Source organism: Robertkochia aurantiaca (assembly GCF_020166495.1).
GTDB classification, from domain to species: Bacteria; Bacteroidota; Bacteroidia; order Flavobacteriales; family Flavobacteriaceae; genus Robertkochia; species Robertkochia aurantiaca.
The window spans coordinates 10505-35650 of sequence record NZ_JAINZS010000002.1; the positions used below are offsets into that span (position 1 = coordinate 10505).

At 42.0% G+C, this 25146-nt stretch carries 13 protein-coding genes; 1 reads left to right on the forward strand and 12 read right to left on the reverse strand.

Annotated elements, in window-relative coordinates; all coding sequences use genetic code 11:
- Window positions 1-224: 224 nt before the first annotated feature.
- A complete protein-coding gene (locus K7R10_RS15305; RefSeq protein WP_304621894.1) occupies window positions 225-10463 on the forward strand; it encodes a malectin domain-containing carbohydrate-binding protein in 10239 nt (3412 codons plus the stop codon).
- Between the two features lie 189 nt (window positions 10464-10652).
- Here the strand turns inward: K7R10_RS15305 and K7R10_RS02570 are convergent, their stop codons facing one another.
- From K7R10_RS02570 to K7R10_RS02625, 12 genes are all read right to left on the reverse strand, one after another.
- Window positions 10653-11750, reverse strand: a complete 1098-nt coding sequence (locus tag K7R10_RS02570; protein ID WP_224483123.1) for an OmpA family protein — start codon at window positions 11748-11750, stop codon at window positions 10653-10655.
- Between the two features lie 191 nt (window positions 11751-11941).
- Window positions 11942-13189 (reverse strand): glycosyltransferase family 4 protein, encoded by a 1248-nt coding sequence (locus K7R10_RS02575; protein WP_224483124.1) that lies wholly within the window; start codon window positions 13187-13189, stop codon window positions 11942-11944.
- A gap of 15 nt (window positions 13190-13204) precedes the next feature.
- Window positions 13205-14041 (reverse strand): glycosyltransferase family 2 protein, encoded by an 837-nt coding sequence (locus tag K7R10_RS02580; RefSeq protein WP_224483125.1) that lies wholly within the window; start codon window positions 14039-14041, stop codon window positions 13205-13207.
- A gap of 158 nt (window positions 14042-14199) precedes the next feature.
- Window positions 14200-15318: an OmpA family protein gene (locus K7R10_RS02585; RefSeq protein ID WP_224483126.1), complete on the reverse strand. Its 1119-nt coding sequence runs from the start codon at window positions 15316-15318 to the stop codon at window positions 14200-14202.
- Window positions 15319-15438: 120 nt separating this feature from the next.
- Complete coding sequence (locus K7R10_RS02590) at window positions 15439-16578, reverse strand: OmpA family protein (RefSeq protein ID WP_224483127.1); 1140 nt, start codon at window positions 16576-16578, stop codon at window positions 15439-15441.
- 189 nt (window positions 16579-16767) lie between these two features.
- Entirely contained in the window at window positions 16768-17895 is a 1128-nt protein-coding gene (gene bshA, locus K7R10_RS02595; protein WP_224483128.1) for an N-acetyl-alpha-D-glucosaminyl L-malate synthase BshA, read from the reverse strand.
- Between the two features lie 82 nt (window positions 17896-17977).
- A complete protein-coding gene (locus K7R10_RS02600) occupies window positions 17978-20896 on the reverse strand; it encodes a serine hydrolase domain-containing protein (protein WP_224483129.1) in 2919 nt (972 codons plus the stop codon).
- A gap of 103 nt (window positions 20897-20999) precedes the next feature.
- Window positions 21000-21485 carry an ABC transporter ATPase gene (locus K7R10_RS02605; RefSeq protein ID WP_224483130.1) on the reverse strand — a complete coding sequence of 162 codons (486 nt, stop codon included), beginning with the start codon at window positions 21483-21485 and terminating at the stop codon, window positions 21000-21002.
- Between the two features lie 26 nt (window positions 21486-21511).
- Window positions 21512-22303 (reverse strand): (Fe-S)-binding protein, encoded by a 792-nt coding sequence (locus K7R10_RS02610; protein WP_224483131.1) that lies wholly within the window; start codon window positions 22301-22303, stop codon window positions 21512-21514.
- 32 nt (window positions 22304-22335) lie between these two features.
- The gene (locus K7R10_RS02615) at window positions 22336-22782 is read right to left on the reverse strand and encodes an LNS2 domain-containing protein (protein ID WP_224483132.1); all 447 of its coding nucleotides are present in this window, start codon (window positions 22780-22782) and stop codon (window positions 22336-22338) included.
- Window positions 22783-22807: 25 nt separating this feature from the next.
- Window positions 22808-24136 carry a 4Fe-4S dicluster domain-containing protein gene (locus tag K7R10_RS02620; protein WP_224483133.1) on the reverse strand — a complete coding sequence of 443 codons (1329 nt, stop codon included), beginning with the start codon at window positions 24134-24136 and terminating at the stop codon, window positions 22808-22810.
- A complete protein-coding gene (locus tag K7R10_RS02625; RefSeq protein WP_224483134.1) occupies window positions 24133-25092 on the reverse strand; it encodes an MlaD family protein in 960 nt (319 codons plus the stop codon). The genes K7R10_RS02620 and K7R10_RS02625 overlap by 4 nt, the downstream gene beginning before the upstream one ends.
- Window positions 25093-25146: the final 54 nt, after the last annotated feature.

The following is a 25146-nucleotide window of genomic DNA, read 5'->3' on the forward strand; positions in this document are numbered from 1 at the left end:
GTTTTCAAAGAAAATCATAGGCTTTTGTAGCGTTAAATTTCGAATATAAATAGCAAAAAATAAGCTGTTTCAGGTTAAGGTAGTTTTAACGAAAATTGCTCTATTTAATCGATATAACCCAAAGGGTTAGGCAAATAATGTTGACTTTTGACACAATAGCACTTACCTCCTCTATTAAATTGATTCATAGCACCTTAAATCACTAATGATTTAATACGTGGTGTATGATTCGATCTTTACTCTTAAAAAGCAATGAACAATATTCTGAAGGTAAAAGCAACTCACTGTTTTGTACGGTTATTTTTCTTTTTTCTTTCCTGGTAATTTCTCCGGTTTTTTCTCAAAATGTAAGCTGGGGCTCCACAGGCCTTGTAGGGGAAAAGGTAAATAATCCCACTTCACTTGATTTTGCCCCGAACGGTAAATTATATGTTTCTCAACAAAATGGTCTGATCTGGGAATATACCATCGAAAGGGATGATGCAGAACCGGGTAATGGTACCTACACCATAGTTGATGATAATACCATAAGCCTGATAGCGAATAACACCCCTAATCACAATGACGATGGAGAGATAAACAGTACAAAAACACGTCAGATCACAGGCATATTGGCTGCAGGAACCCCTGAAAATCCAATTCTTTATGTCACCTCATCCGACTGGAGAATCGGGGGTAAGAACGAGCCCGGAAATGATATCAACCTTGACACGAATTCCGGAATTCTGACCCGGCTGCGCTGGGACGGTAATTCATGGGTGAAAACAGACCTGGTCAGGGGGTTGCCCCGTTGTGAAGAAAATCACTCAACCAATGGAATGGATCTCTTTGAATTAAACGGGGAGACTTTTCTTTTTATCCAGCAAGGCGGAAATACCAATATGGGAGCTCCGAGTAATAATTTTGCGGGGTCTTCAGAGTATTATCTGGCCGGTGCTCTACTGGTGATAAATCTCAGTCAACTGGAAACCATGGAGAATTCGAATGGTGGGCCCTATACAGATCAACGCGATGGGGTCACCAGGTTTATTTATGATCTTCCAACCCTGAATGATCCGGAACGTGAAGATATCGATAACGATCATCCTGACTTTCCTTATGAATCAGGTCATCCACTATATAACGCAACCATCGATATTGGAGATCCTTTTGGAGGAAACAATGGGTTGAACCAGGCATTTTCAGAAAATGCAGGGCCTGTACAGATCTTTTCCCCGGGATACCGAAACGCATATGATGTGGTGGTTACGGAAAACGGTAATATTTACACCTACGATAACGGTCCCAACGGAGGTTGGGGCGGACCACCGGTAATAAGAACAGAAAAAGGTAATCTTAAGGGAGATGATTCATCCACCACCTTCGATGCTTCTGACGGTGATTATGTGACCAATGAATTTAATTACTCGAACGGCAAAACCCACAGTGATCAATTGCATTTCGTTGGAAATATAACAGATTCCTTTAATTCCTATTATGCCGGTCACCCGGTGCCAATTCGTGCATTCCCCGGACAGGCAGGTGTTATTGAATATGAGTACAATGGTGATGAATGGGTAGAATCAGGTTCTTATGATTGGGCTGATCTGATTTCGGGAGTATCAGGATATTTTCAGAACAGTTTCAGCATGGCCGATTTTCCTGATGATCCCAGGCAGGCCGAATATACAACCGATGATCAGAATGCACCCGGTATCAGAATACTTGATTTCGTAAAGTCTTCCACCAACGGAATGTGCGAATACACCGCATCCAACTTCAGCGGCGCCTTAAAGGGATCATTGCTTGCAGCCTCCTTTAATGGAGATATAAACTGGTATAAATTGAATTCTAGCGGGAATGGTCTCGAAGAAAAAGACAATGAATTCTTAACGGGTTTTGGAAGCATTCCCCTCGATGTTATAGCCCAGGGGGATGACGATATTTTCCCGGGAACCATTTGGGCAGCCACTTACGGAGCAGACGATATTACCGTTTTTGAACCCGCAGATTTTGGTGAATGTCCTAAGGAGGGCGAATCCAAATACGATCCCCTGGCAGATTACGATCTCGATGGTTTTACCAATGAAGACGAGTCATTAAATAAAACCGATCCATGTTCTGCCGGGAGTAAACCCAAGGACGCTGACGGTGATTTTATATCCGATCTAATGGATGAGGATGATGATAATGACGGCATCATAGACAGCGAAGATCCTTTCGTGATCGATCCGGATAATGGTTTGACGACCGAATTACCGGTAGATCATCCATTTTGGAACAATGACCCCGGTACAGGATTTTTTGGACTCGGTTTTACCGGACTTATGCTAAGTCTTGATTCTGAAACGGAGTATCTTGATTTATTTGATACCGACAACATGTCCTTTGGCGGAGCCGGAGGAAAAGCCACCGTAGATGAAACCAGTTCGGGGACTGCAATGGGAGAGTCTAACAATCAAGAATATGCCTTTCAGTTTGGGGTCAATGTCGATGATACCTCTAATCCGTTTACCTTACATGGAAAAATAGAAACACCTTTCGATGGTAGTGCACCCTTGCAAGGACAATCTTACGGTATTTTCCTGGGTAATGGTGACCAGGACAACTTCTTGATGGTTGCCATAAACGAAGGAACCAATTCTTCAGATGAAGTATCAGGAATTCTAATATACACAGAAGACGAAGGAAAGATAAAGGAAAACAGTTATGATATTCCCGGTTTAACAGGCGCCGCCGGGGTTGACTTATATATCGGCGTCAATCCATCAAATCAGATAGCCTATATATCATACTCCCTTGACAACGGAAAAACCCTTCAATCTGTCGGGATTCCCGTCAAGCTAAACCCAGACTGGTTTAATGCGGATGATAATATGGGGCTGGCTGTCGGAATAATCAGCACATCCGGGAGTTCTTCATCTCCCTTTACCGCTACCTGGGATTTTCTGAATGTAACCGAAGATCAACCTAACACTCTTTCTGTTACCCCCAATGAGTTAGATTTCGGACAACTTTCTATAGATGGTAGTGGGGCTGAACTCAGTATCGAGGCCATCAATGAAGGCGGAGCAGAAGACCAGACCGTAGAAATTACCGCTATTAATGTGCTGAATGATTCTGAAAACATCTTTATTGTTGGCACCAATTCGCCTCTATCTATTGCCCCGGGTGCCAAAAAACAAATTTCGGTCATGGCAGAACCAAAGAGCAATTTGGGGATCTACACCGCTACTTTAGAAATTCAGCATTCGGGAGTCAACTCCCCCCTTTCCATACCTCTCAAGGTTGAATTTGCAGACATTGCTGTCTTAAAACCAATCCTTAGAATCAATGCAGGGGGTGGTAACGTCAACAGCAGCGACTCCGGACCTGACTGGACAGAGAACAATTTTAACGGAAGTGGTATCCGAACGAACTACACTGTGAACACAGGAAACGTTTATAATTCTAGCTTTGCTTTCGGTGCCAGAGACAACAGTATTCCGGAATACATAGATGAAGCTACCTTCGATGCCATTTTTGATCAGGAAAGATATGACCCGGGCAGCGCTCCGGAAATGGAATTTGCCATTCCTTTGGAAAACGGCGATTACGTTATAAGACTTTATTTAGGTACGAGTTTTGAAGGAACAAACAGCCCTGGGAGCAGGATATTCGATATACTCATTGAAAACGAGATTAAGGTCGACAATTTCGATCCGGTAGAATCTTTTGGCTTTGCTGTAGCGGGAACTGTATCAATTCCGGCCACCATTACAGATGGAGTGCTGAACCTATCATTTAATCATGATACTGAAAACCCGAATATCAATGCCATAGAAATTCTCACACAAGAGAGTTTTACCGGAGTTACAGCAGTAATAAAAAGTAATCTTAACTCAGGAATTGCACCGCTGGAAGTTACGTTTGATGCCACGGGATCCAGTGCTGTTAACGGAATTACCGAATATTACTGGAATTTTGGAGATGGAAATACCTCCTCTTCCGCAATTGCAGATCACTTATATGAGTCCCCGGGTATTTATCAGGTACTCCTTACAGTTAGTGATGGTATAAATACAGACAGCGCTTCAACTACGATAACAGTCAACGAATCAATTCCGAATAATGACTTTAGTCTGGCAATTAATGCCGGTGGGCCCGAGGAAATCTTTGATGGAATTACATTCGAGGCAGATGATTATTTTTCAGGTGGAACCACTTATAAGAAAACCGGTCTCGATTTGCCTGCAATCTATGAAACCGAAAGAAATGCCAACCCTCCGGTATTCGCATATCAGATCCCGGTACCAAACGGAAATTATACCGTTGACCTCCATTTCGCCGAAATCTTCTTTGAATCATCCGGAAAGCGAATATTCGATGTTTACATAGAGAATGACCTCGTACTGAACGATTTCGATATTGTTAAAGATGCAGGCTCCCTCACCGCTGTTATTAAATCTTTCGTTACAACAGTCGAAGATGGAAATCTAGACCTGTATTTTTCAGCTGAAGCTAATGAAGGAGGTGTTAACAGGCCTAAGGTATCGGCTATTCACATCAAAGGTAACGGAGACCAACAAAGCGATATTACGGTAGCCGAAATAGCTGACCAATATGATGAGGTTGGAAACATTCCCGAATTAAGTGTTACCGCATCAGGAGGTTCTCCGGAAGAAAATTTCACCTACGATATTTCCGGTCAACCCAATGGTATCTCTATTGAAAGCACCAATGGCCAGATCATTGGTATCATAGAAGAGAGCGCACTCACCGGGGGCGTTGAAGGTAATGGCGTACATGAAGTTACAATCACCGTATCAAAACCATCATCTGAATCGGTTTCCACCACATTTTTATGGGCTATAGGTACCTTCGATGATCAATGGACATTATATGGTGAAAACACCAATTATACCGCCAGAAGCGAAAATTCCTTTGTACAGGCCGGGGAAAAATTCTTTCTCTTCGGAGGTCGCCAAAGTCCAAAGGACATGGATGTTTATAATTATAAAACAGACAGCTGGTCTACACTTCCGAACTCACTGCCCTTTGACTTCAATCATGTTCAGGCAGTGAGTCACGAGGGACTTATATGGGTAATGGGAGGTTTTCAGGACAATAATTTTCCAGACGAAATACCCATGAGTCATATATGGATCTTTGATCCGCTGAATAATCAATGGTTCCAGGGGCCTGAAATCCCGGAACAAAGACGCCGCGGATCTGCAGGAGTAGCTTTCAAGGACGGTAAATTCTACCTTATCGGAGGAAATACTTCCGGTCACAACGGTGGATATGTACCATGGGTTGACAGCTATGATACCTTTACCGGGGAATGGACCGTTCTGGAAGATGCGCCCCATGCCAGAGATCACTTTCAGGCAGTAGTGTATCAAAATGAAATATATGCCATTGCAGGTCGTCTCTCAGGTGGAGACGGGGGGTATTTCGCTCCTCTTATCCCGGAGGTCGATGTATTCGATATAACGACCAATAGTTGGAAAACACTTCCTGCCGGCTCTAATATCCCTACCCCTAGGGCAGGTGCGGCTGCAGCACTGTTTCAGAATAAAGTATACATTACCGGAGGTGAAGTCAAAGCCGAAGATTTCGCTTTAACTTCTACCGAGGTATTCGAACCTGTCTCCGGAACCTGGAGCCAGGCAGCCGATTTGAATGCCGGGAGACATGGAACGCAATCGATCGTTTCAGGAAACGGAATCTTTATTACGGGAGGATCACCTGAAAGAGGAGGAGGTAGTCAAAAGCTCATGGAGTTTTACAACTACGGTATCCCTTCGGGTGATGTTATTACCGAGAGTACATTATTAACTCCATTGGAAATTGAAATAATTGCCAAAGGTAGTGGGGAATTAAATCTCGAAAGTCAGAATGGTAATCAGGCAGTATTTATAAATGACATTATACTTTCAGGAGCCAATCCGGAACTTTTTGACATCGTAGAGTCACCAACTAAAAACTTCCTCTTGGAACCCAACAGCAAAAGATCCATTACTATTAACCATCTCGGGACTAATGCCGGTGATAATGCAAAGCTGACAATAACCTATAATAACTCTAAAGAAATCGTCGTCGACCTTAATTCGGTCAATGAAATTTCAGGAGATGACTATTTTCCCGTATTCAGAATCAATGCCGCAGGGCCTAACGATTTTGCTTCCACAGATGACGGTCCCGTCTGGCTGGCTAATCCTGTAAATGGTGCATATTTAACCGATGCGTACCAGGTGAACACAGGAACAAACACCAATGCAACTTTTGCATTCGAAGCCAGAGATTCTTCTATTCCTGAGTACATTGACCTTAACACCTTTCAAGAGCTCTTTTCCTTTGAGAGATATGACCCGGCATCAGGAGAAGAAATGGAATTTAAAATTCCTCTTCCAAACGGAGATTACAAAGTGAGACTTTACCTGGGAAACAGTTTCGAAGGTACCTCGACGGTGAACTCAAGAGTATTCGATATCTTGATAGAAGGTGAACAGATCATCAACAATTTTGACCCTGTTGCCACATTCGGCCACAAGGTAGCCGGAGCGATCACTTCTGAAGTAACCCTAAAAGACGGTGAACTCGATATATATTTTTCAAGAGAGGTTGAGAACCCTGTTATTTATGCTGTAGAAATACTGGGAACTACAGAAATGTCTGAGATAAAAGCTGTGGCAACTTCCAATACTGAATCAGGCACCATTCCTTTAGACATTAACTTCGATGCTTCTTTATCTGAATCTGACTCGCCTATCACCACTTACCTTTGGGATTTCGGTGACGGTAATTCTGCCGAAGGATCAAATGTAACTCATCAGTATGAACAAGCCGGTGTTTTTACAGTCGTGCTAACCATAACAGATGAAGCCGGGAATACTGATCAGGATAATTTGACAATTTTTGTAAATAATAGTCCGGAATCTGTAACATCCTATCTGAGGATCAATGCCGGAGGAGCTGAAGATTTAATGGCTACCGATCAGGGGCCGGACTGGTTAAGTAATCCGACAAATGGTTTATATGAAACCGAAGCGTATTCGGTTAATACCGGAAACAATACTACGACCAACCTTACATTTGAAGCACGACATATGTCTTTGCCCGATTATATTGATCAAAATACGTTCAATGGCATCTTCGGCACGGAGCGATACGATCCGCAGAAATTACCTGAAATGACTTTTGACATACCACTCCCAGATGGTGACTACCAGGTGAATCTTTTTATGGGAACATCCTTTGAGGGTACCAGTTCAGTGGGTACAAGAGTTTTTGATATCCAACTGGAAGGGAATACGGTAATCGATAATTTTGATCCCGTCGAGGCATTCGGTTTCGCCTCAGGCGGAATGCTAAGTCTGCCTGTCTCTGTAAGTGATGGAATCCTTTCGATCTCCTTTATTCATGAATTAGAGAATCCGCAGGTTAATGCGATAGAAATCATGGAGGTTAAAGACATGATCAGTCTGGAAGCCTCTTTAGAGGCAGAGCCTGTTCAAGGTTATGCCCCACTAATGGTTACGTTTAAAGGTAGTAACTCATCCGGAACCAATGCAATTGAAAAATACAACTGGGATTTCGGCACCGGGGATTATTCGGAAAAGGCAGACACAACTTTTACGTACCAAAACGAAGGAACGTACCAAGCGGTTTTGAAAGTAACCGATTCAGAAGGAAATCAGGCTGAAGCTGTCCAGGAGATCATAGTTGAACCAGCTCCGGAATTAAATGCTAGAGCATCAGCAGATCCAATTGAAGGAATTGCCCCTCTGGAAGTGGCCTTCAACAGTAATGAAAGTGTTTCTGAATTAGGGATTGTTTCTTATTTCTGGGACTTTGGAGATGACTTATCAACATCTGAAGAGGCAAACCCTACTTTCACATTTCAAAACCCTGGTGAATATCGCGTTATACTCACAATTGAAGACGAAATAGGCCAATCTGATTCTGATACCTTGGCCATTAAAATTGAACCTGTTAACGATATTGAAGCTATAGCCTTAGCGACTCCGGAAACGGGTCAAGCTCCTCTTGAAATACAGTTCGACGGAAACGCTTCAACCAGTAGCTATGAAATTACGACTTACCTGTGGAACTTTGGTGACGAAACGACCAGCGACGAAATAAACCCTATTCATACTTATGAATCTCCTGGGGAATATGAGGCTGTTCTTACAGTCGAAAATGAATTCGGGCAATCAGATTCTGATACGCTTCTAATCTCGGTTAGCCCTGTTGATGATATAATAGCTGTTATAACAACAGACGGCAATTCCGGGACAGCACCTTTTGAAGTCTCCTTTTCGGCTGAAGCATCATTTAGCAGCTATGCTATTACAGAATATTTATGGGATTTTGGCGACGGCACAACCAGTACAGAAATGAATCCTACCCATACATTTAAATATCCCGGAGGGTACCAGGTAAAACTTACCGTGACCGATGAACAGGGTAATACCGATACGACTATCCAGAACATCGTGGTTGAGTATCCGGTAAATGCCGGAAATATCGTTCTAAGGATTAATTCAGGCGGACCGGAAATCACCTACAGTGGTAATGAATTCAATGAGGATATTTATTTCGAAAACGGAATTATTGAATCATTCGTCGGCAACAGTGTTCCTGAACTATATCAGACCATAAGAACTTCTGATACAAAAGAGTTGAACTACGAAATTCCGCTGCCAAACGGGACCTACAATTTGGTCTTACATTTTATTGAAAATGAATTTTCTGATAAAGACGGAGATGGAACAGATGACAACGAAGATGATGACCCGAATAATGATGACGACGACAAAAAACCGAATAAGCGTAAATTCGACGTATGGCTGGAAAATGGATTGGTTCTGAATGACTACGATATTTTTGAAATAGCCGGAGTTGATAAACCTGTTAAAGAGGTGTTTTCGATAAATGTCTCTGACAATAATCTGAATATCGATCTTTCATCACTTCCGTCAGATGGCGGAAAGGGACAACCTCTGATCGCTGCCATTGAAGTATTTGGTATAAATATCGGAAAAACCACCCCTCCGGTAGCCCTGATTACTGCCTCTCCCCTTTCGGGTGAGGTTCCTCTGGAGGTTTCCTTCACGGGCAGCACCTCCGTTGATGACCTGGGAATAGCTTCTTATTCATGGGATTTTGGAGATGGTAACACTTCAGAAGAAGCTGATCCGGTACATACTTTTACCCAGGTGGGAATATATGAGGTTACCCTAACAGTGACAGACATTGTAGGCTTAACAGATACAGAAACCATTTCCATCACGGTCGAAGATGAAACCTTGCCCGGGTTGGTAACAGATCCTGCACAGGTTCTTGATTTTGGCAGTGTCATGATCGGTGATCCTGCTGTAAGTAAAGAGTTGACTCTCATGTATCAGGGTGAGAACATCGGTACTGAACTTGTTATTACAGCCATGGAAATTACGGGAAAAGACAAAGAAGCTTTCTCCCTTCAATCTTCTCTTCCCATAGCACTTGAGGAAGGCTCGTCTGAACCTTTGGTACTGGATTTTACTCCTAACCCATTAACAGGAGAAAAGAACGCAGTACTCGAAATTACGCATAACGGAAACAATTCACCTTTTACCATCGATCTTATAGCTCAGGTAACAGAGGAGGCTGGTAAAGTTCCGGTATTAAGATTAAATGCCGGATCTTCAGAACTACTGCCGGCCACAGATAATGGACCCGATTGGGAGCCTATACCACAAAATGGAAGTTACACCAACGAAAAGTACGGTATAAGCAGCGGGATCAACCGATTGACCAGTGCTATGGATTATGACCTCCGCCATGGTTCCATACCCGCATATATAGATAAAACCACATTTAGCGAACTGTATAGCTCTGACCGGTACATGCCTCCGGGAGAAAATAAAATGATCTTCACTTTCAGGATTCCAGACGGCGATTACACCGTAAATCTTTACATAGGTAATAATGGGAATTATGACATGAATGATCCCCAGATATGCGATATAGAAATAGAAGGGAACATTATCTCTGAAAATATTAATATAACCAATTGGTTCTCTTCAGGCCAGGGGGGGATGCTACGAATACCTGCAACGGTAAATAATGGAGAAATGAAGTTATCTCTGAACAGTCACGGAAACTCGGTAAACATTTATGCCCTGGAATTAATGGGTGAAGATGGCGGTATTTTTGACCCGGAGGAACCAGAGTATGATCTTCAGGTTTCCCTTTACCCCAACCCGGCAAGTTACCAGGTGACACTAACGCATGAAAACAAACAAAATCCTGTTACCAGTATATCTTTATTCGATATATCCGGACGATTAATGAGAAGCTTTGAACCTGCCTCTTATCTTGACGCCCGAAGCTCCGATACCGTTTTATTCTATAGCTTACCGCTATCAGGACTTAATAAGGGAACCTATATACTGGTAACAGAAAGTGAAGACGGTACAATAACGAATAACAAGTTAGTAATAGAAAGATCTCAGTAATTTTAATCATTCAATGAAACAAAAGAGCCGGAATATTATCCGGCTCTTTTGTTATGGTTGACCTTTCTTCAACCAATTACTCAATTTATATTTCATGTCGCAGAATGAAAGTAAGATCAAATAAAGGTACACCCCCTCAAATGAAATTTGTGAATACTATATAATCTCACAAAGCTGAATTATCCTGTATTAGTTCATTAAATGATAATCGGTTCGGCGGTTTTCCCTGTGCTCCTCCTCAGTACATGGAACATCGTTGACACAGTGGTTCAGAATCTTATTCTCGCCAAATCCTTCTCCTGTTATGCGATCCGGATCTATCCCGGCATCGATTACGAATTGAACGATACGATTCGCTCTGCGATCAGCCAGCCAGGTATTATATTTATCACTCCCTCTTGAATCTGCATGAGCGTGTACTTTGATTTTAGCTTCAGGATAAGAACGCAGGAAAGCGATCAGATCCTGCACGATCTGTTTATCGCCTTTTGTCAGGTAAGAAGAGTCAAATTGAAAATACACTCTCCTGAGCGATTGCAAATCCCTCATCATTTGTTCCCTTCTGAGTTCCTCCTTCGATTTTACGGCGATCACTACTTCATCCGGAGAAATCACCTGTCTCGGAACGGTGTCCTTTTGAATCTCCTCGGGTACCGGCTCCTGAGATTGAGGTATGGCTACAAATTCTTCCTTTTCAACCTCTTCCAATTCATCTTTAACGAATCGGTATACCAACCCAACAGAATGTTGCACATGATTGGTTCCCTTATCAGTAAACAATCCCCATTTTCCCATGGAGTTCAGGTTTAAGCCCAGTTTACGGGTGAACCATATATTCAGTCCGGCTCCGGCATTAAAGGTCGCACGGTCTGCATCCCCGATCCAGGTATAGCCGGTTCCGGTAATTAGGTATGGATCAAACCATCCCTGAGTACCGGTTAGCCGGTCCAGCTGGTAACTTAATTTGGCATCTATGGCCACATAAGTTTGAGCTTCATTCAATACTTTCCCGTCAACGATTTTTCCCGGATCATATTCATTATAGCTTCCTATAGCTTCAAATCCGAAGCCATTTGCCAGATAGTATCCGAAAGTTAAACGAGAAGGATAGGGAACTGCATGCCATATCTCTTCAAAATTGAAATAATCGTTTAATCCAGGTCCGGAATCATCTACGAAATTATACCCCAAACCGACCTGGAAAAAATCATTTCTTTCCTGGGCTTTCAATCCAAGGCACGAAAAATAAATTAATAGGAGAACGATGTAGGGGGACACTCGGCTCATAGCTAAAGGAATTAGTTGATAGTGAGTAAATTAAGACATAAATAGGAGTATTCATAAAATTTCCCATAAATAACATAAATGAGCCGACAGATTACTGTAGTCAGTTTTCAACTAAAACTTAGGTCAAATTAGTCTGCTGTTAATTCAAGTAAAATGATAATGCATATAATTTAAAATAATTTATCGTATAATTAATGAGGAGCCAGGACCTTATTTTGAAAATAATCTTGGAGTATTGTTCCATATTTTACCTTAAAATTTTGATAAGAAAAGTTTTGAGACAATTTCAGAGCATTTTCCCTTTGAATCTGATGTAATTCTTTTTTACTGCAGTATCGAATGAAATCATCCAATATCACTTCATTTAATTCCTCGACTTTTGAAGGTAATACATAACCTACATTTGCGCTTTTTATTAAATCAGATTGCCATCCACCATAATTAATTAAAACCGGTCTGCCGGCAGCCAAGGAATCAAAAAATTTATTCGCGGAGTTTGCCCAAAGTTCACTTATTGAAATTACAAACGAACTTCCCATCTCAACTTGCGAATAAATACAAGGTAAAACAGCTTTTGAGACCGGATCCTTAAAAAAAACATTCTTATCCAACACTTTCAAACTTTTTGCTAGTGCTATTATCTGTTCTTTTTGCTTTCCTTTACCATATAAATAAAAATTAATATCACCATCCCTTTTTCGCAATTCATAAGCTAATCGAATAACATATTCCAATCCATTTACGTCGCCAAAGGCTCCCGCATAGACAATAGAAAATGAGCCCTCTTTTTGTAAATCCCGTTTCAAATCAGTCCCATGATCTTTCATTCTCTTCGAAAACATATCGACAAGAGCGATATTTTCGATAACTGTTGTATTCAGTGAATTTTTATCAAATCTTCTTAATATAGATGATTCCATATCCACAGATAATGGGATGATATGTGAAGAACCACAATATACCATTGCCTCTAATTTTATTGCTATTCTTTTTAGCAATTTATTTTTCAAAGCTCCAATCGCTATTGCTGCTTCAGGCCATACATCTCTTGCTTCAAAAAAGTAATCTGTACCATCCCAATATTTTTTTACAAGGGCAGGAATCCCAATTGTTAAAGGCGGTGAGGAAACTATTACCAGATCAGTTTTTATGAAAACAAGACGAATACTCGCTAAAATAGCGAAATACAAAAACTCCAGAACTCTTAAGAAATAACTCTTGGAATTATCATATTTTAAGGTCTTCAAAATTTTTATTGTTATACCATCCAATTGTATTTCACTCCATATTTTATTTGTTTTTTGTTCAACAAAACCAGATGAGGTGATTAATGTAACTTGATGCCCCAGTTCGATAAGGAGCCTTGAAAGGTCATAAGCTCTGGTATTTCCTGATGTTTCGGCAGTTAAAAAATATTGATGTAGAATTACAATTTTCATAATAAAATCAAATCCTTATAAACGGGAATTCTGTGGCGATATTAGTTTTAACTTCGCTAACAGTCTTTTAACCAAAGCTGCTTCACGATGTAAAAAGAACAGAAAATCATATTCCAAGGGATCTGATAAATAAATACCGATATAACCTTTGAATAATTTAAATGTCGTAGATAATTCATAATAAATACCTTTATTTTTCCTCGAAGCTGAGTTGGGTCTTTTTCTGTAATAATATATTGCTCCGGGATCGGTAATTACTATTCTTCTAATTCGTTTAGACAGCAATGCCATAAAAATGGAATCTTGCCCATTTTTATATTTTGGTTCGAAATGCATACCTAAAAGCATTTTTTTTGGAAAAATTTTGGCCCAAACCGTGGCGCTATGAACTTTGAAGTCAATTAAGGATAGGTTGCTCACCCCAATTTTCCTTTTGAATTCAATAAAATAAGGGTTTATTCCTGATTTTAGTTGTAGGTTATCTAAAGACATTACGTTGGTAAAAACAACACTATCATCAGAAATTTCAAAATTCATTGCCTGAAGATAGTTCTCGGATAAAATATCATCGTCATCTACAAAAAGTATATAGCTGCCACGACTTTTGTTTAAACCTAAATTTCTAGCTGTACTTACGTTTGCTTCAGGGATATAGAACAGTTGTAATGCAAAAAATTGATGCTTTAATTTAAATGTTTTAATTTCTTCGAAATAAGGATCTTTCGGCCCATTAAGAATCAACAATACTTCATACGAATGGGAAGAAGTACTTTGTGCCATTACAGATTTAAGACAATCATATAAATATTTGTCGGGCTTGTAAGAAGGTATTATAATAGAAAAGTCTATCATTATTGGATAATATCGACATGCATTTAGAAAAAATACTTTATAAATATAGGAAAATCAACAAGTTATGAAGTAAAATTATCGATTAACGGGAAAGGAATGCAAAAAAAAGCACCTTTATTAAAGGTGCTTTGATAACTTTATCTATAACAGGTTATTAATTATTCAAATAATATATATTCTGTTCTCCTGTTTTGACGATGCTCTTCTCTTGAACATGGATTAGCATCCCCGCAATCGTTAATAAGATCAGACTCTCCGTGTCCGATAGCCTTTAATCTAGAAGAGTTGATACCTCTCTCGGTCAGATACTCCACAATTCTGTTCGCTCGCTTTTCAGAAAGCCATTTATTATAGGCTGTATCTCCACGCTGGTCTGCATGGGCATGTATCTCAAGCTTAGCCTCAGGAAACTCCTCCATAAAACTTTCAAGGTTTTCAACAACTTTTTTGTCCTCTTCAGTGAGATAAGAAGAATCAAAGCGGTAATAAACCGTCTCTATCATATTGAGTTTTCTTCTCATTTCCTCAGCTCTCAGCTCCTCTTCCGATTTCACCGGAGCAGCCGGCACTACTTCCTCTGCAGGCTCTTCAGGAAGTTCCGGCTCAACATCTTCCACTACTTCTTCCTGCTGGGGTTCCGGCGAAGGATTATTCTGTACTACCGCAGGAATGCTTCCGGGAGTAGATTTATTCTTTTTAAGCCCCTGCCCGAATCTGAATACCACCCCAGCACTATGCTGAAGATGGTTAGAATTAATGTCTGAATTAAGGGACCATTTTCCAAAGGTGTTGAAGTTCAATCCCCAGGAATCAGAAAACCAGGCATTAAAACCAAGACCTGCGTTGAAGGTGGTTCTGGCTACATCTTCTATGGATGTATTTCCTATTCCGGTTGCCACATACGGATCGAACCATCCGGTTGAACCTATCAAATGATTAAGATCATAGCTGATTTTTAAATCTATGGCTCGATAGTCTCTTTCTTCCAGGATCTCTTCGCCATCAACTATAAGCCCTTCATTATATTTATTGATCGATCCTATCAATTCAAATCCTAAGCCATTTTGAAGATAATAACCTGCGCTTAAACGATTGGGATAGGCGGTGGTGGCCCAATGATCATCAAAGTCGATAAATTCAGACCAGCGGGATCCAGAATCATCCACAAAATTATAGCCCAGACCGAACATCCAGTAATTCCCCTCTTCCTGAGCCATAATATCCTGGCTGGGTATAAAAAGTAAGCTAAATAAAAATCCTAGGTAAAGATTTCTCATAAATAGTAGTTTAAAAATCAGATAAATGTTTAGAAAATAAGTTCAAAAATAATTGCTATTTATTATCATGTAAGCCAGGATATGAACATTTCGTGATCTGTGAACATATCTATCTCACTCTCAAATTTTTATAAGAATATAATCAACTCTCCTGCTTTTACGGTAAACCGCCTCTTCACAATCTGCGTTCTCACAAGGTGTGCTCAACTCCAACTCTCCTTTGCCGACTCCGTAAATTCTTTCGGCTTCGATACCATTTGAAACCACATAATCAACAACACGCTCTGCTCTCTTCTTGGAAAGCATTTCGTTGTACTCGGTATTACCCCGCTCATCGGCATAGGCCTGAACCTGTACGATCATACCTGAGTTCTGTTTCATGATTGTTACCAGCTGATCTAATACACGCATATCTTCTGCATTCATATAGGAAGAGTTCAGGTCGAAATAAATTCGAGGCAGGGAATTCAACGCGGCCTCCAGCTCAAAAAAGGCAGAGCGATCTTCTTCCTTTACGCGGCTATTATCGTTTGTTGTAACGGCAGTTTTCTGTGTATTTGAGTCGTTAGGAGCAACAGGCTGATCTTTAGGCTCCTGAATTTCAAGTTGCCTTCCCTGGTCAGCAGCCTGAGCCAGATCATCTTCTTCATCAGTTTCAATTGTAGTAGTTCGGCTTGATTTAGAAAATAATGCAGGCTTAAAAATGATTCCTACTGCATGCTGTAAATAATTCGTACCGCTGGCATTGATTGACCATTTTCCAACTGTATTTAAATTCACCGCGATATTTTCACCCAGCCACATATTGAGTCCCAGTCCGGTATCAAAATTTGATTGAGCCTGCGAGTCCAGCCAGGTATACCCCAGACCGGTCAATAAAAACGGATCAAACCAGCCTGCATCATTAAATAAGCGATTCAGGTGGTAACTCAGATTCGCATCCAACCCAAAATAACTTCGGTCTTCAGCAATAACAGCTCCGTCTATAACTTTGCCCTCTTTGTAATTGTTCACCCTTCCGATCATTTCGATACTCAAGCCATTACTTAGCTGGTACCCGGCACTAAACCGTGACGGATAAGGTGCCACATTCCAGTTCTCTTCGGTATTAAATAATTCCTGAGTTCGGCTACCGGAATCGTCAATCACATTCGCCCCTACTCCGAAAATAACATACTCGCCTGCGGATTGAGCTTCAGCAGAAAAAATTGAAACGATACCAATTAAGAAGCCCCATTTTCTTAAATGATCGATCAGCATATCAATATATTTGGTTGGTTACTGTAACAAGGGGGGAATCTGTATCTTATTTAGCACAAATCACCCAAAAATCACAGGGTTTTCACGTCGCTAAAATAGAATAATTTCCATATAAAAAACACGAAAATTCTGTCCATTACCAAAAGAAATATGGACTTAAAAGGGGATAAAAATGCTATATTCTGTAAATCAGCTATTTACAAAGGCGAGTTTGTAGATCTTCTCATATTCAGGAACGATCGCCCTGATGTCGAATTTTGAAGCTTGTGCCCTGGCCTGATTTTTAAATCTTTCAAGTGTCTCACTATCCCTGATAATGGCTAATGCATTCTCTGCCATCTCGTCGACATTTCCCGGATCACTTAAAAATCCGCTCTCTCCGTGAATATTAACTTCCGGTAATCCTCCCGAATTTGAACTGATCACGGGAACCCCGTTTGCCATGGCCTCCAGGGCTGCCAGACCAAAACTTTCGGTTTCCGATGGCAGTAAGAATAAGTCTGAGAAACAAAGGATCTTATCTACCTCGTGACTGTTACCCAGATAGATCACTTTATCAGCTATTCCCAGATCTTCACAAAGCTGTTCAGCTTCCTCCTTTTCAGGACCTTCCCCTATCATCAACAGCCTGGCAGGAACCTCCTTCTGAATCCTTTCAAAAATGTGGATGACATCGGGAATTCTCTTCACTTTCCTGAAATTACTTATATGGGTGATGATGCGTTCTTCCCGGTGAGCCATCATATCTCGCTGGCAATCGGTAAAGCTATGTGCATACTTGCTGAGATCAATAAAATTCGGAACAACATGTATGTCTTTACGCACATCGAACTGCTTAAAGGTATCTTGTCTCAGACTTTCAGATACAGAGGTAACTATATCAGAATTGTTTATACTGAAGGTTACCGCGGGCTTATAGAATGGGTGATTGCCCACCAGGGTGATATCGGTACCGTGCAGGGTTGTGACTATGGGTATATCTATACCCTCTTCCTGCAACATTTTCTTCGCCATATAAGCCGCATAGGCATGAGGAATGGCATAATGAACATGCAACAATTCGATCTCGTGAAGCTTCACCGTATCAACAAGTTTACTGGAAAGAGCCAGTTCGTAAGGCTGGTAGTGAAAAAGGGGGTATTCGGGAACATTTACCTCGTGAAAATGGATATTATCACTGATCAGGGCCAGGCGAACGGGCTGTTTGTATGTGACAAAATGAATATCGTGACCCCGGCCGGCCAAAGCCATTCCGAGTTCTGTGGCTACTACCCCGCTTCCGCCAAAAGTTGGATAACAAACAATTCCTATTTTCATGTGATTTTTTTCCGGTTGGTGATACAATACGTCTTAAGCGGGCTAATTTCCTTACAAAGGTAAGTCTTTATGACGATATCGATCAATACATGACAGCGTCATAAATGATCTCCTGTATCACGGTACGGGTGCCCTCTGTTATGAGTTTTCTGTTCTCTGAGCTGGGGTAGGTACGATTCGAGAGAAAGATGTAAACGATTTCCATAGCAGGGTCGGCCCATGCATATGTCCCGGTAAAACCACTATGACCGAAACTGGTCATGGAAACACAGCCACATGTAGGCCCTGTGTCTCCCAGCTGGGGCTTATCGAAACCAACACCTCTGCGCACATCCTGCTCGCAGAAATAACAGGTATTAAACTTATCAAGAGTTTCTGCAGTGAAATAGCGAACCCCACCGTAGTACCCCTTTTGAAGATACATCTGCATGATCTTAGCCACATCATTGGCGTTACTGAAAAGCCCTGCATGGCCACCTACCCCTCCAAGCATGGCAGCCGCCATATCATGAACATACCCCTGCACGGTCTGATACCTGAAATAATCATCTACCTCTGTAGGAATGATCTGTCCCTTACGAAATTTTTCCAAAGGTTTGAAGGTTGTATAATTCATTCCCAGGGAACTGTAGAATCTTTTTTGAGCCACTTCATCCAGCGACTGGTCATATTCCTTTTCTATGTATCGCTGTAACAAAAAATAAGGGAGGTCACTGTAACGGTAAGCCCTGAAAGGGAGAAGCTCGCTGTCTTTGATCTGCTTAATGATACTGTCCCGGTAATCTGACCGTAAATACATCTCATCTGAAACTTTTACGCGAAACCTGCCTCTCGGTTCGGCTGCATAATACTTGTCTGAAGGCTTTTTGGTAACCTCATTTAAGGTATACGTATAAAAGGGAATCCATGGCTTAAAACCAGCATAATGAGAAAGGGTCTCGATTAGACGCAGATCTCCTTTATTGCTGTTCCGGAGTTCAGGCAAGAGCTCACCGAAGGTGGAATACAGGCTCAGTCGCTCATTTTCCACCATCTGCATAATAACCGGCAGGGTTGAAAGAATTTTTGTCAGAGAAGCCAGATCGTACAGGTTGGTATCTGCCACCTGCTCTGCATCTGCACCATAGTAATGCTTTCCGAAGCTTTTATTATATACAACCTTCCCTCTTCTGGCCACCAGGATCTGTGCGCCGGGTGTAACCCCGGAACTTATCGCTCTTTTAATAACTGAATCGATGGCTTCAAGTCGGCCGGAATTCATTCCTACAGCCTCCGGCAGGGAATACCCAAGCCTTGAAAGACTTCTGGTCTCAATGCCTGTATCTTCCGGAAGTTCGGCATGGGCCATAACGGGGAGAACTCCTTTTGCCTCCCTTGCTCCAAAGATGATCTCAGCCGCCTTTTCCTGAAATACCGCTTCATTCTGATAAGCAATCAGTATTGACTCTATATTGGTCAGACTGCTCAGATCCAGAAGCGCATAAGGACTGGTAAAAACACTTAAGATCACATTCTTCTCCCGGGCGATTTCGTAAAGCCAGTTCTTTTCAAGATCTGAGAAGCTATTGTCTTTCCACGGAGTCTCAGAAGATCGATGGTGCCCTATGATCACGGTATTATACGGCTCTAAAAGTTCCAGTGTGCCTGCAAGATCATCACCTTTAACCTCATCGACCCTCGTATACTTTTTCAGGGCTTCAAGAAAAGGAACACCGGTATCATCCCCTAATGGAACATAGGCAACATTTCGGGTGTCGAGATCCCTTACCGGGATACTGTTCTCCTCATTTTTAACCACCGTTATAGCTTGTGAGGCAACCTCTTCAATCAACAGGCGATCCTCATGGTGGTTCAGATCTTCTCTTAAATTTTCAAGCGGAACGGGGCTATATTCGTGCAATCCGGCCCAGTACTTGGCCTTAAGAATCTTTCTTACAGAATAAGCCAGTCTTGCCTCGGTCACTTCTCCTTCTTCATATGCCCGTGTGATTCTTTCGATTCCCTTTACCGGGTCTGAAGACATTAGCAACACATCATTACCGGCCAGGAAAGCCTTCAGATCGACTTCTCCCGGAGGAGCATAATCTGCTGCTCCGCGCATTCCAAGAGCATCGGTATAGATCAATCCGTTGAACCCCATTCGTCCTTTGAGCAAACCACTCACGATCGATGATGACAATGATGATGGTAATCCCTCCTCCTGCTCAAGAGCCGGAACATTTAAGTGAGCTACCATTACACCGCTCAGACCGTTTGCAATCATTTCACGGAAAGGATACAGCTCGACACTGTTGATACGTTCTTCAGAAAATCCTACCGTAGGAAGGGTTTTATGGGAATCGCTGTCAGTATCGCCATGACCCGGAAAATGTTTGGCACTCGTAAGTAATCCGGCCTCCTGCATTCCCAACATCATCATAGTAGCTTTCAGACCCACATTGCGAGGCTCCTCTCCAAAAGAACGGTTCCCGATGATTGGATTTTCAGGATTGGTATTAATATCGGCTACCGGAGAAAAATTGATATGAACCCCCAGTCGCTTATTGTGTTGCCCAATTCGAAACCCCACCTGCTCGATCAGGTCTTCATCTGATATAGCTCCCAGGGTCATATTGTACGGATAAGCAAAGGTTGAATCAAGTCGCATTGACAGCCCCCATTCAGCATCAAGGGCAATAAGCATCTTGGTCTTGGCAAGGTCCTGAAACCTATTTGTGATCATGGCCTGCCTTACGGGTCCGCCGGTAGAAAAGATAATTCCACCAATATTGTAATCTCTTATGAGTGTTTCTATCTTTTCTTCATGAGCCCTTCCCTTATCGCTATATGCCTGAACCATAAATAGCTGAGCTACCTTTTCCCTTGTGCTCAGGGAATTGTAGACACTATCTATCCAGAAAAGTTGTTCCTTGTAATCTTTGGTTCTCAGGGGGTCTGCGAACTGAGCATTACCCGTTGTCAGGGTAAATGCCAGCAATATCGCAAACGTCAATCGTTTCATACTCATGCCGTTCATTAAACTATTTGGGGAAATTCAGCATAAAAAAAGTCAAAGTTATTGAGTAATCCAACGACTTTGACTTAAAATTATTCTAATACTGAGATTAATTCATAAAGCGTACATGCCAACTGTCTCTGGCTGGTACTTCCCAGTAATTCTGATATTCTTCTTTATTGTTCACCAGGTTATTAAAAACAATGGTGTTTTGGGATACGGCTTTTTGCTTTGCCATTTTCTTGAAGTCTGCCAAAGGCTTGTAAGCGATAAAATCACCTTGCCTGTAGGAAACGTTCATCTTATCGAGCAAATCAATATTATACTCCTTCTCTAACTCCTGTATGAAATGCACAGAGGCATCTATGGAACAACCGGTGGCAGCCTGTCTATCCTGGTCAAGCCCGATCACAATAAATCTTTTATACCGAATCTCATATCCTGCTTCCAATCCTGAACCATGAGCGGTCCATGCCTGCAGAAAGTTCTCCAGTTTTTGCTTTATTGCTTCAGTTTCCTCATCTGTGAGAGTCCTGTTCGCCTGGTAGATCCAGATCCTGGCATCTTCCGGAAGTTTTTCAAAATCAACCAACATATATCTTTCTTCTTTATTCCTGATTATTAAAGGTCTTCGGCATTGGCGATCAGTTCAGCCACATCGAGAACCTCTATAGCTCCCTCTTTTTCCTTGTTTTTTACCCCATCTGTCATCATGGTGTTGCAGAAGGGACATCCTGCAGCGATCACATCGGGTTGGGTCTCCAGAGCCTGTTCGGTTCTTTTGATATTCACCTCCTGATTACCTGGTTCAGATTCCTTGAACATCTGTGCGCCACCTGCGCCACAGCAAAGACCTTTCTTACGACAGTTCTTCATCTCGACCAGTTCAGCATCCAGTTTTCTGATCAGTTCACGCGGGGCTTCATAAACATTGTTCGCCCTTCCGAGGTAACAGGGGTCGTGAAAGGTAATGCGCTTGCCTTTGAACTTCCCTCCTTCTATCTGTAATCTTCCCTCTTCCAGCAAAGAAGTCAGTAATTGCGTATGATGTACCACCTCATATTCTCCACCGAGTTGAGGATACTCATTCTTAATGGTATTAAAACAGTGAGGACAAGCTGTTACGATCTTTTTTATTTCATAGGCGTTCAGCACCTCGATATTCGTAACTGCCTGCATTTGAAACAGGAATTCATTTCCTGCTCTTTTTGCCGGATCCCCCGTGCAGCTTTCTTCGGTTCCCAAAACAGCGAAGTCTACCCCGGCTTTGTTTAATATCTTAACAAAGGCCTTGGTAATCTTTTTCGCCCGGTCATCAAAACTTCCTGCACACCCTACCCAGAATAACACCTCCGGGCTTTTTCCCTGGGCTGCCATTTCCGCCATGGTAGGCACTGTGATCGTCTCACTCATACGCTTACTCTTTACTTTTATGCTGATTATTCTTAGTCGTGTTTTCCGTCGTCAAACACCTGTATGGTCACTTCCTTATCTACCAGGTCGGTAAATCTGCCATTGTATCTGGTCGCCTTCACCAGGTGATTATCGATCCAGTGATAGTTACCACCTCTGGGTTTCCCCATTACCATTCCGTGATATTTAAATCCATGACGGTCCAGCCAATCTTCCGTGGTCTTGCGATGTTCTTCAGTTCTTGATGTAAAGAAATATATGATATGCCCTTCATCATACCACTTATTCAAAGTTTTCAATGCGTCGGGATACACTTTGGCAGTAGCCATACGTTCGGGCTCCTCATTGGGTATATCGTCACAGATCGTTCCGTCGATATCGATCAGGTAATTTTTAATTCCTTCAGGTAATACCGGGCTTACGTGTTCTCCTTCTTCAAGCTTTTGATTAAGCAATCTTTCTACCTCGTTCTTGTTCATGTAATAAAGTTTAAATGGTTACAGGTTAATCGTTTTTCCAGTTAAGTCTGTCCATCTGGTTGAATGGCCATGGAGCTCCATTATTCTCCACGTTACTCATCATATTATTCAATTCCGCCGGAGCAGCAGATTGCTCCATCACCAGATAGCGTCGCATATCCATAATAATAGACAATGGGTTAATACTTACAGGACAAGCCTGGACACAAGCATTACATGAAGTACAGGCCCAGAGTTCTTCAGCCGTGATATAATCACCCAGCAATTGCTTTCCATCCCCAACAAATTCCCCGTTATTACTATCGATGTTCTTACCAACCTCTTCAAGCCTGTCACGGGTATCCATCATGATCTTCCGCGGAGACAATTTCTTCCCGGTCTGACTCGCCGGACATTCATTGGTACATCTACCGCACTCTGTACACGTATAGGCATTGAGCAGCTGCACCTGATTAAGATCCATAACATCTGAAGCACCAAATTTTTCAGGTTCTCCTTCATCTTCTGCAGGATCGGGTGCCGCAAAAGGATCAGCGTCAGGATCCATCATAAGCTTAACCTCCTTCGTTACAGACTCAAGATTATTAAACTGCCCCATAGGCTTCAGGTTAGCAAACCAAGTATTGGGAAATGCCAGTAAAATATGCAGGTGCTTCGAATAGTAGAGGTAATTCAAAAATATCAGGATCCCTACGATATGTAACCACCAGGCAGTACGTTCAATGATCACCAGGGCACCTTCGGTTAACCCGTCAAATAGAGGAGCCAGGAACTGACTTACAGGAAAAGCTCCTGCCTGAACATAATGGTCGGCGCCCATCTGTTGCAGCTGGTAATCGGCTCCATTCATGGTTAGGAACAATACCATCAGGACCAATTCAAAATATAAAATATAATCGGCATCTTTCTTAGGCCAGCCTTTCATTTCAGGATACCAGAACCGACTCAGCTTCAAGGTATTCCTCCTCAGCCAGAAAACGGTTACAGCCACAATGACCAAAAGAGCCAGTATCTCAAAACTTCCGATCAGGAAATCATAAACGCTTCCCAATGGTGCGAAGATACGGTGGGTACCAAAAAGCCCGTCAATAATGATCTCAAGCACTTCGATATTGATAATTATGAAGCCCACATATACTATGATATGCATAAGACCGGCGACAGGCCTGACCACCATTTTTTGCTGTCCGAGCGCTATCCTCGTCATATGTTTCCAGCGTTCACCCGGATTATCGGTGCGATCTATTTTCTTACCGAGTTTGATATTACGAACGATCTTCCTAATATTCCTGGTAAAATAAGCAATACCCAGAAAGAGTATTACAGCAAAAATTATTTGGGGTATCCAACTCATTGGTCTTGGTTTTCTTCTTCCTCAGGTTCTTCGTATGGTTTCGCCTTTTTCCCGAAAAGCGAAAAATGAACATATCGCTTAGGATTCAGACGAATGTCTTCAAGCAGCATATTGAGCTCATCTGATGCACCTGATAAATTGTTGTACAGCTCTTCGTCTTTTATCAGCTGCCCCAGGGACCCTTCTCCCTGATCGATGGCTACAATAATGTTATCCAGTTTGTCTGCTGTTGATTTCAGCTTAGCCATCATGCTTCCAAGTTCGGCATTCGCGAGAGTATCACTAACCTTGGAAAGATTGGTGGTTATATTATTGACATTTTCTATCGAGGTGGTAAGACTGCTTTTATTATCAGATACCAACTGAGCAAGGTCTGCCGAGGTGTTCCTGAAATTATATATCACCTGATTCAGGTTTTTCACGCTGGAACGAATATTCTGCCTGGTTTCAGCGTCCAGTACCTTATCCACACTGGTCAGCACTGAATCGGTATCGATCATCACGCTCTCAAGCTTTTCCTGTAAAGGAGTCAGACGTTGGGTTACCAGTTCTGTAATTCCGGGCTCTATACTGGCCTTAAGGGTATCACCGCTCTTAGCTAGTTCTGCCTGCCCTCCATCGGGAATAATTCGCAGACTTTTTCCTCCTATAATTCCGGTATCATAGATCTCGGCCTCGCTACCCCTGGAAAATTCGAAATCGCTTTCCACCGAAAAGGTAACCAACAGATTACCCTGGTTGTCTAGAAATGAGATATCCTTGATACGCCCCACCTTCAGCCCGTTAATGGTAACAGCGGTGCCTGTGGTGAGTCCGTTTACATTATCGTATACTGCATAATACGTTCTGCTGCTGTCAAAAAGGGAATTTGACTTAAGATAGCTATACCCCAGTATAAAAAGGAGTATACCGCCAAGAACGATGATTGCAGTCTTAAGTTCTCTGGAAAGTTTCAATAGCTGGTTTTTTTAATGAGAATAACAAAATTAGAAATATTTTCTTAAGAACGA